14 protein-coding genes are annotated in these 12,865 nt (G+C 60.5%); 6 read left to right on the top strand and 8 right to left on the bottom strand.

Going from position 1 to position 12,865, the window contains the following annotated elements; genetic code table 11:
- Positions 1-61: 61 nt before the first annotated feature.
- The 8 genes from AB4Y81_RS19215 to AB4Y81_RS19180 all read right to left on the bottom strand — a co-directional run bounded on the left by AB4Y81_RS19215 (position 62) and on the right by AB4Y81_RS19180 (position 7,251).
- On the bottom strand, positions 62-679 hold the full coding sequence (locus AB4Y81_RS19215; RefSeq protein WP_441996558.1) for a hypothetical protein: 618 nt from the start codon (positions 677-679) through the stop codon (positions 62-64).
- Positions 676-1,113 carry a DUF4192 family protein gene (locus tag AB4Y81_RS19210; RefSeq protein ID WP_441996556.1) on the bottom strand — a complete coding sequence of 146 codons (438 nt, stop codon included), beginning with the start codon at positions 1,111-1,113 and terminating at the stop codon, positions 676-678. The genes AB4Y81_RS19215 and AB4Y81_RS19210 overlap by 4 nt, the downstream gene beginning before the upstream one ends.
- 199 nt (positions 1,114-1,312) lie before the next feature.
- Positions 1,313-2,050: a GAF and ANTAR domain-containing protein gene (locus AB4Y81_RS19205; protein WP_441996554.1), complete on the bottom strand. Its 738-nt coding sequence runs from the start codon at positions 2,048-2,050 to the stop codon at positions 1,313-1,315.
- Positions 2,051-3,390: 1,340 nt separating this feature from the next.
- The gene (locus AB4Y81_RS19200; RefSeq protein WP_441996553.1) at positions 3,391-4,245 is read right to left on the bottom strand and encodes an SDR family NAD(P)-dependent oxidoreductase; all 855 of its coding nucleotides are present in this window, start codon (positions 4,243-4,245) and stop codon (positions 3,391-3,393) included.
- A 129-nt stretch (positions 4,246-4,374) separates the two neighbouring features.
- Positions 4,375-4,557, bottom strand: coding sequence for an amidohydrolase family protein (locus AB4Y81_RS19195; protein ID WP_434326644.1), 183 nt, complete (start codon positions 4,555-4,557; stop codon positions 4,375-4,377).
- The gene (locus tag AB4Y81_RS19190; RefSeq protein WP_441996551.1) at positions 4,529-4,672 is read right to left on the bottom strand and encodes a hypothetical protein; all 144 of its coding nucleotides are present in this window, start codon (positions 4,670-4,672) and stop codon (positions 4,529-4,531) included. The genes AB4Y81_RS19195 and AB4Y81_RS19190 overlap by 29 nt, the downstream gene beginning before the upstream one ends.
- A gap of 285 nt (positions 4,673-4,957) precedes the next feature.
- Positions 4,958-6,406 (bottom strand): APC family permease, encoded by a 1,449-nt coding sequence (locus AB4Y81_RS19185; RefSeq protein WP_441996549.1) that lies wholly within the window; start codon positions 6,404-6,406, stop codon positions 4,958-4,960.
- A 47-nt stretch (positions 6,407-6,453) separates the two neighbouring features.
- Complete coding sequence (locus AB4Y81_RS19180) at positions 6,454-7,251, bottom strand: tyrosine-protein phosphatase (RefSeq protein WP_434326647.1); 798 nt, start codon at positions 7,249-7,251, stop codon at positions 6,454-6,456.
- 218 nt (positions 7,252-7,469) lie between these two features.
- On the opposite strand from AB4Y81_RS19180, the gene AB4Y81_RS19175 reads away from it, so the two are divergent.
- The 6 genes from AB4Y81_RS19175 to AB4Y81_RS19150 all read left to right on the top strand — a co-directional run.
- Positions 7,470-8,084, top strand: a complete 615-nt coding sequence (locus AB4Y81_RS19175; RefSeq protein ID WP_441996547.1) for a TetR/AcrR family transcriptional regulator — start codon at positions 7,470-7,472, stop codon at positions 8,082-8,084.
- A 36-nt stretch (positions 8,085-8,120) separates the two neighbouring features.
- The gene (gene solA, locus AB4Y81_RS19170) at positions 8,121-9,248 is read left to right on the top strand and encodes an N-methyl-L-tryptophan oxidase (RefSeq protein WP_434326649.1); all 1,128 of its coding nucleotides are present in this window, start codon (positions 8,121-8,123) and stop codon (positions 9,246-9,248) included.
- Between the two features lie 142 nt (positions 9,249-9,390).
- Positions 9,391-10,344 carry a phosphotransferase gene (locus tag AB4Y81_RS19165; protein WP_434326650.1) on the top strand — a complete coding sequence of 318 codons (954 nt, stop codon included), beginning with the start codon at positions 9,391-9,393 and terminating at the stop codon, positions 10,342-10,344.
- 102 nt (positions 10,345-10,446) lie between these two features.
- Positions 10,447-10,845 (top strand): GlcG/HbpS family heme-binding protein, encoded by a 399-nt coding sequence (locus AB4Y81_RS19160; RefSeq protein WP_434326651.1) that lies wholly within the window; start codon positions 10,447-10,449, stop codon positions 10,843-10,845.
- 88 nt (positions 10,846-10,933) lie between these two features.
- The gene (locus AB4Y81_RS19155) at positions 10,934-12,262 is read left to right on the top strand and encodes an aspartate aminotransferase family protein (protein WP_441996544.1); all 1,329 of its coding nucleotides are present in this window, start codon (positions 10,934-10,936) and stop codon (positions 12,260-12,262) included.
- 115 nt (positions 12,263-12,377) lie between these two features.
- On the top strand, positions 12,378-12,865 hold a 488-nt coding region (locus AB4Y81_RS19150), incomplete at its 3' end, for an aldehyde dehydrogenase family protein (RefSeq protein WP_441996543.1).

The following is a 12,865-nucleotide window of genomic DNA, read 5'->3' as shown; positions in this document are numbered from 1 at the left end:
CCGCCTTAGTAAATTCGGCCTTGATGTCCCGTGAGTCTCCAGCTGTTCAACCACCACACCCCTAACACGCCTCGCAAAGTGATTTCTGACAGAGCAACTGCGTACCCGACGCCCACATTAATTTCGCTGGAGCATGTTTTGGCGGGTTTTGTACACGGTGTCTTTGTGGTGTTCCAGCCTGCGATGGGTCAGTCTGGCGAAGCGGTAGCCGAGGTCGGTTATCGAGTGCGAGTTTGAGGTAACGGTGTGCTTTGGATCCTCGGCCCTCCCGCCAGTTGATGTGGCCGATCGTGGTGAGGATGGCCGCTGCGTGTTGTGGGCTGGTTCTGGTGTATGCGTGGAGGAGGAGCTGATGGGCCCATTCGACGCGTGACCACTTCGGCCCAGACTCGGTTAGGGCGAAGAGTATGTGTTGGGGTGGTTCCTCGATGCCGGGGATGTCGGGGATGAGTTGGTCACGGATATGGGGGAATTGGAAGTTCGCGATGAGGGCGATGGTGTCCTCGTCGGTGGGATAGTTGTTGTTGGCCAGCATGGCAGTCCAAAGCTGATGTGCTTGTCGAAGTGCTTTCTCGGGGTTGAGCGCCGTGATGGTGGACATATGGCTTGCGACGGCGACCGCGGCCTCTGTTTGCTGCCTCCGCGGTGGCAGGGTGATCTGGCTGCTGGGGGCGATCATGCTGCCGCGGTAGATGAATTCGGCGTTGACTTGGCTGTTATTCGGTGGAGCTGAGGCAGGGTGATGTCTCGGCCGGGATCGGTGTCGTAAGGGGAGTAGGTCTGCTCGCCTACGAAGATGCCGTCGCGTATGGTGACCGCATTCTCAGCCAGAACGGCGGTGTGCGCGGCGATCGTGGCCGCGTGGGGCTTTGGTTGCCCCGGATCGCGGCGTTCCGTTGCATAGAGGGCGAAGTCGTTGGTCAGGTAGCTGGCGACAGTCCGTGCGAACAGGATTTCGTGGCCCGGATGACGGGGAAGATCGACGCGGAGTGTGGCTCCAACTTGGTTGTTGTCGAGGGTGATGCAGACGAGGCTTTCCTCTGGCCAGAAGCCGAGAGTGTGGCCGATGAAGCTGAGCAGGTCTGCGGGATTTTTGATGGTTAGCGCGTTCATGGTTCCGTTCCTTTGCTCTTGTCCGTTCTTCTTGTGCTCGCTGGGCTTCTGGGTCGTTTTGGGGCCTGTGCGCGGGGTTAGGGACTGGAGTGCAACTAGGGGACCGAGGCTGGGCGGTTTCTAACCAACGTCGCAACAGGTGTTATTTGAACCTAGCAGTCCAGTTGGTGGTTCGAAGGCCAGTTCGACTCAAGGGAAGCTAATCTTCGAAATGCAGGGGCGTCCTGGCCCGGCCGCCGAAGCTGCCCAGGATGCCCTCGGCGATGGTGCGGACTTTTTCGTTTCTGTGGCTGGAAGCTTCTCTCAGAAGCTTGAAGGCTTCCTCATGGGTGCAGCGGTTCTGCGCCATGATCACCCCGCAGGCCAGGTCGATGGTGGTCCTGGATGCCATGGCGGCTCTGAGGTCCGCGTTTAGTAGTTCCACAGCCTCGATTCGGATGGCCAGCCGCAGCGTGCTGCCGGCAACGTCCGCGAAGCCAGCGGCGACCTCAATAACGTCCTCGGTAAATAGTCCGGGGACCGGGGCGAAAAAGTTCAGCACCGCCTCTGATGTCTCTCCCAAATCCATGGGCACGCCGAGTGCGCTGCGGCACCCGTGTGCGAGGAGCGCGGAGCTGTACCTTGGCCATGATGTATCCGTTGCAACGTCATCCAGAAGCACAGGACGCCCCACCTCCAATGCCTCCAGGCATGGCCCCTGCCCCAGGGCCTGTTCCACCTTGTCCAGCAGCACGGCTTTGTCACTGCTTCCGGCGATGGTCTCGGTTCGCTTGCGCCGGCGCAACGTCAGCGCACAATCAATGTCCGTCCCGGCCGCTTGCCCCACGGCGTTCGAAGCGAAAACCGTCACACCCTGCAGTATCCCGCTGATGTCCGCTGTGTTCGTCACCAGCTCGTGCAGGCCAAGGATGTGCTCGGCTTGTACTAGAGGTTCCATACATTGATTTTAGGAACCCGCGGGGCCTTTCGCATTAGCTTTTTACGCGACCTTGTCGAGGAAAAAAGGTGTAGTAAGTAAACTGATCAGTGAGCCGCTCACGTCCGTCAACAATACTGGGGATACGGCCATGGAAGACCCACGGCAGACAGCCCGTCAGCTCATAGCCCACCATGAAATCACGCTTGAGCGCCTATGGCTTAGGTACTGGGCGGAAGGCGGAGACGCGTCGGTGTCCGAATTCGAGGCCTACCTCTATGGGGCACTGCGCCTGCCCCCATTTGATCTCCGGGTCCTCACGTGGGCAATGGAAGACCCCGGCACAAGCCGAGCCCGCTGACGACTGCTCCCGCCTGGTCTTAGCCCTGTTGATGCGTGCTGCCACGCAGGAGATCCTCCAGTTCAGCATCGCAGGCGTCATTGAAAGGGGCGATATGAATCTGAGATCGAGCCGGTATGAGCTGCAGGAACGGCAGAACAACTTCCTCCTGACCGCAGAAAGAAGGAGTTGTTCCCCACGGCCCCTCAACCGAAAGTCTGCTCTGAAGCATGCCCTATTTTCTCATCACCCCACACGCCACGGAAGGGATCGGGACGACATTCCCTCTCTCGATTCGCTGCTTCCGGGCGTCATGAGGACCCCCACCGCGCGGCAAAGCCGTCTTAGCATCGCGGGTTCCGCTAATGTTCAGTCGCAGCACCAACATGACGCCCGAAACATGCCCTCGCCGTTCCCCCATCGAGGACAGCCCGTGGCCTGCTGTTGATCTCATCGGCGACGAGAAAAACCTCCCCGGCTTCTAACAGGCTCAGGTCGGCTCCCTTCAGGAAGTACTGGCGCAGCAGTCCGTTCGCGTTCGAGGCCCGCTGCCATGGACTCGCGGGATCACGGAAATATACAAGTATGCCCAACACTGCAGTGACGTCTGCTTTGCCATCTTCGAGCCCCGGTCCCAAGTCAACGTCCTACGCATGGTGGCCGGTAACACCCCGAGAGCTTCGATGAGCTGGTCCCGCATATTCTCTGAACGATTCCCGACCGGAGCGGAAACGCAATCAGGAAGCGCGACGTCCGCTCTACCAGGGTGACAATGGCAGATCGATTCGCCCTGCCCATGATGTGATCACCCTCCTTACGGTGTTGTTGTGGGCGATTTCGGAGCTGTCGTAGTGCTTGGAGCGATGGCATTGGGCCAGGAGAGGGCGATTTTGGCCGGCCAGGGGAAACGGAAATCATCACTCGATACGAAGGGACTGGAAAGAAGTTTAAGGGCCCTTCCCGGTTGAGAAGGGCCCTTAATGCGCACAGCTGCTAGCTTTCTCGTTGGTGCGGAACTGTGCTACTTGGCTGCGGCCAGGTGTGAGGGTAATCCCGGAGATTTGTTGTTCTGGCTGTTGGACCTTACCGTCACTCGCGGGTCGAAGGCGATAGCTCCTGGTTCAACAGCTACTAGTCCGCCGTCGACGGGGATCGTGGCGGCGTTGATGTATGACGCTTGGTCCGATAGCAGCCAGGAGATGAGGGCGGCGACTTCGGACGAGGAGCCGGGGCGTCGGCTGGGAACGAAGGCCGTTGCTAGCTCATAGGCGTCTTCGCGGCTGACGCCGAGTTCGGAACCGAACTCGCTCATTTCCATGTCTGCCATTTCGGTCCGTGTCCACCCTGGGCATACGGAGTTCGCGCGGATGCCGTCCGGCCCGTAATCAATGGCGACGGACTGGATCAGCATTGTCAGGGCTGCTTTGGTGGCGTCGTAGCCAGCGATACCGGCTGTGGCCCGCAGTGCAGCGGCGGAGGCGACGCCGACAATGGATCCTCTGGCGTCCAGAAGGTGCGGCAGGGCAGCCCGGATCAGATAGAACGGCCCTGCCAGATTCGTACTGAGCATGGCATGCCAGTCCTCATCGCTCAGGTCCCCGGCCGCACCTGGGCGGACGATTCCGGCGTTGAGCACTAAACCGTTGAGGGCCCCGAATTTGTCGACGGTCTCGGTGACGAGTCGTTTCATGTCTGCATCCGAGGAAACATCGGCAATTATCGGATGTGATCCTGTGCTGCGGGCTACCTCATTCAGGACATCGGGGCGTCGGCCGCAGATGACTACTTCCCATCCTTGGTCTCGAAGCGTTGCTGCGGTGGCGGCGCCAATGCCCGTACCCCCGCCGCTGACAATAGCTACTGAAGAGTTGTTCATGTGTAATCCTCAAGTGAGGGGCGGCCGTGGGTAGGCCCACTGCCTGCCCACTTAGGCGAAATGGGTGATTCTGGGATTGTCGAGGGCACGGTGACGGTCAGCGTTCATCGTGCCCTCGACGTGTGCAGATCATTGCCTGTGGAACACCGTTTCGCCTTCGAAGACGGTGCGTATCACTTTGGTGGCCCCTATTTTATCGACCGGCACATCAAAGAGATTCCGATCCAGGACGATGAAATCGGCTGTTCTTCCTACTTCAAGGGAACCCTGGTGTTTTTGCTGGTTACCGGCCCGGGCGCCGCTGATGGTCATCGCCTTCCAATGCGACCGGGAGATCGATGGATTCGCTGGCGTGCTGCAGCATGCCTTGAAGTGCCGGGAAGGGGTTGGGATCTGAGGTGATGATCCAGTCCGATCCGACGATCATGTGTACGTCATTCTTGAGCACGGAGTTGAAGTGGTAGTAAATCGGTTAGTCCGTAATCGGGCACGTGCCAGATGGCCGGGGGCTCAGTGTCCTCAGTATTTCTGGGCCTGATGTCGTCTTCAATACCGATGGCCACTATGACCCCGTCTTCGATCAGTAGGGCTCAGCCCAGGGCTGGGCAGGGTTGACCGTGCAAATTTTCCGTTCGTGTACGCAGTACTCACTCTGTGGTCCTTCCAAGCAAATGTGGATCTCTGCCCGCTTGGCGGCTGTCACAGGCAGGAGTTAGACGTTCTCTTTGGCGTAGTCGATGCTGCGTTTGGCCTTACCGAATGCCAGGCCGGCAACGATCAGGATCGGAATGAGGATGAGCAGCCACTTTGCGGCGGCGTTGTCAGGGCCGATGAGTGAGTCGTAGTTCTCGATGGTCACGTATCCGATGTAGGACAGGATCAGGGTGGAGAGCACAGGGGCGATTTTGGTCGCCCAGATGTTGGATGAGTCTTTGGTCCGGACGAAGAACACGACAATTGATATGGACGTCACAATCAGGATGGTGATGAACGCCGCTGTTGCCAGGGCGCTGAACCAAGCGAATACGACGGTGATGGGGTCGGCGCCGAAGAACAGGAAGGCGACAACGACGATGCCTACTGCGATGCCGTTGGTGAGGGCTGCGGGGGCGGGGCTTCCGGCCTTGGTGACTGCGGCGAGTCGGGTGGGCAGGACGCCGGCGCGGCTCAGGGCGAAGAGGTAGCGGGCGAACATGTTCATCAGGCCCAGGAGCATGGCCAGGTAGCTGGTGACGACCAGGACCTGCATGGACATGCTCAGGGCGTCGCCGCCGCTGGCGCTGGCCAGGTTGAAGATGAACCCTGCCGGGTCCTCCGTGGCGGTCTGCTGGATGTTGTCGACGCCGATGGCGCCACCTATAACCCAGATGGAGAGGGTGTAGAAGATGCCAACGAAGGCGATCACGGCGTAGAGGGCCCGCGGGATGGTTTTGCGGGGGTTGACTGCTTCTTCGGAAAACACGACTGTGGCTTCAAAGCTGGTGAAGCACAGGAACGCGAACAGCAAAGCGATGCCAAGGCCCGGGCTGAAGAGGTTTTCCGCAGTGAAACCGGAAACCGAGAAGACCTCGGGGCCTTTGCTGGCTACGAGTGCGATGACCAGGGCTGCGACGACGAGGGTTTCGCCGATGATGAGGACAGCAAGGAGCCGGATGCTTGCGTCGATGCCTCGCATGGTCAGTGCCGTGGTGATGACAAGCAGCACGATGATCCACACGACGGGGGGAACGGCGAGTACTGTGAGGCTCTCAAGCAGTTGCCCGGCGAACACGCCGAACTGTGACCATAGCCCTACTTGCAGGCTCAGGTACATGAGCACTGCTAGTCCGGCACCTGCTGTGGCCCAGGGCGTGCCGAGGCCTTTGGCGATGTAGGCCACGAAGCCGCCCGCGTTGATGACGAATCGGCTCATCCGCAGGTACCCGACCGAGAACAGAGCGATGAGCAGAGCCGCGATGGCGTAAATGAGTGGGGCGGCGCCTCCTACAGAGGCGAAGACAACAGGCCCGGTTCCGACCACGGCCGCCATTGGGGCCGCGGCGGCGATGACGAAGAAGGCGATGGCGAAGACGCCGAGTTTATTGGTGCGAAGGTGACCTGGTTGCGGTGCAGGAGTGTTGGACGGCGTCGTTGCCGGCAACTCGCTGACGTTATCAATCATGGGTTTTCTCTTTCACAAAAGGGCGGCCGTAGCCGTGGCCGGGGGCCTCAGACGAGGAGCCTGGCCTGGAGTTTTTGGCTGAGTGCCGGGGTGATCCCGAGGCCGTCTTCGAGGTAGGAACGGCGTGATCCCCAGGTGTTTTCGACGCTGCGCCAAGCGGCTTCGAGGTAGCTGGGTCGGGCTTCCAGCAGGGGTGTGATGACGGTGCGCAGGTGCTTGTCAATGGGTGGGACATCGCCTGCGGTGTTGCGGATAAGGTACTGGTTTTCCGGCAAGGAGCTCTGGGTGTAGTCATCGCGGATTACGGATTCGGGGACACCCAGTGCGGTCAGGAGAACGGCTATGGCCCAGCCGGTCCTGTCTTTGCCTGCCGAGCAGTGGACGACCACGGGCAGGTCGCCGGTGGCCAGGGAGTTGAGGAAAGTGGCAAATACTGAAGGGTTGCCGGCGATGTCATGCGCGTAGAGGCGGTGCATTGCTTCTTCGGCTTCTTCGGCGGTGAGAGTGTCGGCGAGTTCGGTGAGCCGGCCTTCCCGTACCGCCGACCAGAGAACGGCATCCCTGCCGTCCTTGGATTGAAGGGGCGTCTGGACGCCCTTCCAGGCAGGAACACTGCGGTCTTCGGCGTGCGATTCCCACGGGTTACGCAGATCAATGAAGTGCAGGCCCGCAGCCCGCAGCAGCGCACGGTCCTGGCTCGTCGCGGAACCGAAATGTCCGCTCCTGTACACAAGTCCTTCAGCGAGACGGGATCCTCCGCGGACATGCAGACCACCGATGCTCCGGAAGTTCCGGACGCTCTGCAGGGTCAAGTGTGCACCCGACCCAACTGTGACCTGTTTCATACAGCAAAGCTAAACCCTGAATGTGTCGTTCGGCAATAGAACATGTTAATTCGATGTTAAGCATCTAGTCCAAAGTCTGTGCATACTGTTCAATGTTTCTGGGGGACGAGGTGGGCGCGGTAGGTTTCCGTTAAAGTCTGTACGGACTGTTCACTTTTAGGATTGAGTGTGCAATGATGTGAAGCAGATCACGTTATTACCCAAACTAAGGACAACAAATGAGCGCCGCTGACAAGCCCCTTTCGCTCCGGGAACGGAACCGCATGCGTACCCGTGGAGACATCCTGGACACCGCCGCGRAGCTTCTGGGTTCTGAGGGATACGGCGCTACTGCCCTTGAAGTCCTCAGCCAGAGGGCGGGTATTTCGCGGGGAACCATCTACGCCCACTTCCCAGGTGGGCGCGATGAGATCGTCCGGGAGGTCTATCTCCGGATCGCCGATGGAGTCTATGTGCGGGGTATCAGCCTGCGTGATGCTCTGAGCGATCCCGCGGAGAGGATCACGGCCCTGGCCTTCGCTCTGGTGGAGGCAACGAAGGAGCCGGCAGGCCGGTTCTACGGGGTTATGGGACCGGACCTGGTGTCGGCCCTCTCAGGCGTCCTGGGTTCGACGTCGCGCTCTTTTGAGGAACTGATTGCACGGGATTTGAAGCACGCGCAAGAGGAAGGGACCTTGGACCAGAACGCACCAACCGAGGCCCTGGCCGCAACGATCACCGGGGCAATCCGTGCCGCCGGGGCGACTGCAGCCGGTAAACCGGAGAACGCCGAGCAGGCCGTCGAGGCTGTCCGGCTGCTCATGGATGGACTTCTCGTACGAGCTATTGTCTGACCCGCCACCGGGTCAAAAACACCAACGGAGGAACTTGTGTCTGAACAACATTACGATGTCATCGTCATCGGATTGGGCCCCTGGGGCTCATCGGCGGCATGGCATCTGGCGGCCCGCGGCAAGACCGTGCTCGGCCTGGATCGATTTGCGCCTCCGCACATGCACGGCTCCCACGGTGGAGCTACAAGGCTGGCACGTCAGTCCAGCAGCGCAGGAGCCCAATACACGACCTTCACCAAGCGGACCTTTGAACTGTGGGATGAGCTGGCCGCGAAGACCGGGACCCGGCTGCTGGAGCGCTCGGGAACCGTGTTCGTCGGCGAACCCGGATCAATGTGGTTCGACAAGACCGTCGCTTCACTGGGCTCTTCTGACTTCGAATACGACGTCCTTGACGGCAAGACAGCACGTGAGCGTTTCCCCTGGGCCCGCATCGCCGACGAAGAAGTCGCCGTGTGGGAACCGAACGGTACGGTCGCTCTCGTCCACCCTGCCATTGAGGCACTCCAATCCGAAGCGCGACGACTCGGAGCAACCCTGCGGACAGGGGAGTCCGTTCTGGGGTGGGACGAGACAGCGTTAGGCATCGTTGTGGACACCGAGCGGGGAAAGTACACCGCCGATAAAATTGTCGTGACCGTGGGCGCCCGCGCCAACCACCTGATGCAGCTGGAGCTGCCCTACAAGGTGGACCGTCAGGTGCTGGCCAACTTCCGCCAGGACGGACCGCCGAAGCCGGCCATTTACTTCGCCAAGCCGCCTGGATCGGATGAAGCACCGTCCTACGGTTGCTCGGAACCCAACGGCGAGTGGAAGTTCTCCGTCCCGGGAAAGGGAAACTGGATCGACCCCGAGGATCTCAGTCAGGACCTCCGTCCCGGAGACATCGAACGGATCCAGGACATTCTCCGCGACAGGCTTCCGGAAATTGACCCCAACCCGGTGTCCACCACAGTGTGCATGTGGTCCGAAGTCGAGGACGGCCACTGGGTCATTGGCGAGCACCCACAGTCATCGAATGTGGTTATTGGTACCGGCGACATGGGCCGGGGATTCCGTTATGCAGCGGCTGTCGGTGAAATGTTGGCCGACCATGTTGACGGCGTCTCCCGACCAGAAACCAGCCTGTTCCTGCCTTCGCGGTTCGTCACAGCAAAGGCATGAGAAATGTCATCCGTTGATGTCCTGACCGCACCGTTACAGAGCTTGTGGGAGCTCGTAGAACAGTGCGAACAGTGCAGCCAGGACGGTCCCCGACAACAACACAGTGCACCTGCATTCCAAATTCGAAGGACATCCAACTCTAATGACCATCGTCCCTGATACCGAAATCACCAGCATTGAGGCGGCGCTTTCATCCTCCCCGGAGTGGGGCGGCTGTCATATCACAGCGCGTTCCCTCTCGGGCGGCCAAGCACACAAGAACTACCTGGTGGAAGACGGGCAGCGCCGCTGCGTCGTCAAGCTCTGGAACAACTACTGGGAAACAGTAGGAGTTCTGCCAGCAGCGCAGGTCGTGCTGGAGAACACGAAGATCGCCGCTGACATAGGCGTCGGCGCGCCGGTGATCACCGTCTCCACCGAACCTCTGGCGTTGGCCCTGGACTTCGTCGCCGGCAACCACCCCCAGCTCAACGCTGACGAGGACTCCATCGCCCGGCTCGTCCCCGCGTTGCACCGGCTGCACCATTCAGGCCGCCGCTTCCTCAACGACATCAATCCCTTCGACCAGTCCAAACAAAGGATGGCCGCGGCGGGAAAGCACGGCATCGAACTTCCCCCGGGAGCGACGGCCGTACAAGCGCTGATGGACCGCATCGAGACGGCCCTGGCACTGAATCCAGCCCAGTTCGTACCCTGCCACCTAGATATTTGGGACGCGAACATCATCAAGCAGACCTCCTCGATGACGTACAACATCATCGACTGGGACCTCGCCGGCAACTCAGACCCCTGCTACGAAGTCGGCTTTGTTGCCGCCCAAAACGGGTTCGGACAAGAAAAAGCCCACGCCCTCTTCCAGGCTTACTTCGGCAACGAGGACCCCGTGAAAATCGCCCGCGCACGGCTTTTCATGGCAGTGGCCCACTGGTCCAACAGCGGACTGTGGATCACCGCATTGGGCAACGCCCGACCCAACGACGACGCCGACTACGCAGGGGAACTACGAACCAGCTGGGAAGGGCTGATCACCGAAATCACCTCCCCTGACTTCCCGGAACTGATAAAGACCGCCGCGACACCGGCAGCACTCGTCTAGACAACCAAACACCACCACCCGACGGGCCAATCAGACCGGCTGACTAACCATCAGCCATGACAAGTACGCCCAAAAACCGGAAACATCCAACAGGAGCACCACATGAACGACATCACCGAACAACAAGCACAACAGGTACTCGAAACAGCGCGCGAAGCAGCCCGCTCCTCCGACACCCTGATGAACATCGCCGTCGTGGACGCTGGCGGAAATCTCAAAGCCTTCGCCCGCATGGACGGAGCCTGGCTGGGCAGCATCGACATCGCCATCAAAAAGGCACGCACAGCGCGGTACTTCGACATGCCCACCGGAGACATCGGTGCCATCTCCCAGCCCGGCGGTTCGCTGTTCAACATCGAAGTCTCCAACGGTGGCCTGATCACTTTCCCCGGAGGCATCCCGTTGACCAAGGGCGGTGTCATCATCGGTGCGATCGGCGTCAGCGGCAGCACCGTGGAAAACGACCACCTGGTTGCCACAGCCGGCGTCAACGCCCTCTAGACCGTTGCCGGGTCAGGCCATCGACCGTCCGGCCCGGCAACGCCCCACGTTTCCCGATTCGAATCCGCACCAACGGCCAAGGACAGCAATGACACTCGAAACAGCCACAGAACCGGCCCCCGAGGCCATCCTCCAGGAAAGCCTCATGGAACGCCGCGAACGCACCATCGGGCCTCACTCGCCGTTGTTCTATGCCACGCCCTTGGAAATTGTGGCCGGTGAAGGAGTGTGGGTCGAAGACGCCGCCGGCAAGCGGTACCTGGACGTCTACAACAACGTCCCCCACGTCGGACACTCCAACCCGGACGTCAGGGATGCGATCACCAACCAGCTCCAGAGAATCAATCTTCACACCCGGTACCTCAACTCCGGAGTGGTGGAGTACGCCGAAAAGCTCCTCTCACTTTTCGATCAGCCACTGGAAAGAGTGTTCTTCACCAACAGCGGCTCGGAAGCGAACGAATTGGCCTTGAGGATTGCAAGACAGCACACCGGCAACACAGGCGTCCTTATTTCCGACCACAGCTACCACGGCAACACAACGACCCTGGCCGAGCTGACCACTGGTCTTCACGTCAAGGAACCCCTCGGCGCCAACGTCCGAGCCATCCGCATTCCGGACGCCGCCGGACTCACAGCTGCCAAGCGAAAGCGTGTCCTGACGGAGGCGCTGCGCGAAGTCGACGCAGCAATAGCCTCACTCCAAGCAGAAGGCTACGGCCTCTCCGCCATCCTCTACGACCCGCTGTTCTCCACCGAAGGGCTGCTGAAAACCCCCCAGGRCTATGTTGAAGCGGTCGCCGACCGTGTCCATGCCGCTGGTGGCCTGGTCATCGCCGACGAGGTCCAATCCGGCTTCGGACGCATCGGCACCCACATGTGGGGACACCAAGCTTTCGCGACCACCCCCGACCTGGTCACACTAGGCAAGCCTATGGGCAACGGCTATCCCGTAGGTGGCGTCGTCACCACCTCAGCCCTCCTGGAGGAATTCGGGGAAAACAACACCTACTTCAACACCTTCGCGGGAAGTCCGGTGTCCTCCGCAGCAGGCCTTGCCGTCCTGCGCGTCATGGAAGAACGGGGTCTGCTGGAGAACGCCCACCAGCTGGGTAAATACATCGCTGACGAACTCGCCGCCCTGGCCAAAGGCAACCCCCGGATCAAGAACGTCCGCGGCAGCGGACTCTTCTTCGGTCTGGAGCTGGTGAATCCTGAGGACTCGACACCGGACCCTGTCATCACCAAGGCACTCACTGAAGAACTGCGCACACGCGGGGTTCTTATCGGAAAAATCGGCCGTCACGAAAACGTCCTCAAAATGCGTCCGCCGATGGTCTTCGACCGTGAAAATGCCGAGTACATGATCGAACAGCTTCGCCTGGCCCTGGAAACACTCGAAGGTCGTACCGCATGAGTAGATTCCCCACACCAACGACGTAGCCCGGACCGTTCCGGTCCAGTCCCGCACGTCCTGCCATCGAACAGCAACCACCGAATCAGCTCCACAAATTTTCCAACCAGGAGGAACCATGAACACCAACAGCCTGCTCACCTCGACATCCACACCGACCCGGACCATCCTTGACCCGGCAACCGGTGAAGCTGTCGGTGAAGCACCGGTCCACACCGTCGAGGACCTCGAAGCCGCCATCACCGCCGCCACCGAAGCGCAACCTGCCTGGGCCGCCCTGGGCCACGACGCCAGGTCAGCTGCGCTCATGAAGGCAGCCGACGCCGTCGAAGCCAACGCCGAGGAACTCGCCCAGCTGCTCTCCCGCGAGCAGGGCAAGCCGCTGAACGGCCCGAATGCCCGCTTCGAAGTGGGTGCGTGTGCCGCTTGGCTGCGCGCCACGGCCGCGACGCCGCTGGATCCCGAGACAGTAGTGGACGACGGCGAGACCCGCGCCGAGCTGCACTACCGTCCCATCGGCGTCGTGGGTGCCATTGGCCCGTGGAACTGGCCCATGATGATCACCGTGTGGCAGATCTGGCCCATGATGATCACCGTGTGGCAGAT

This window comes from Paenarthrobacter sp. TAF1, from assembly GCF_052113825.1.
GTDB classification, from domain to species: domain Bacteria; phylum Actinomycetota; class Actinomycetes; order Actinomycetales; family Micrococcaceae; genus Arthrobacter; species Arthrobacter nicotinovorans.
The sequence above is the reverse complement of the archived record's forward strand: the minus strand, read 5'-3'. Positions and strand labels throughout refer to the sequence as shown.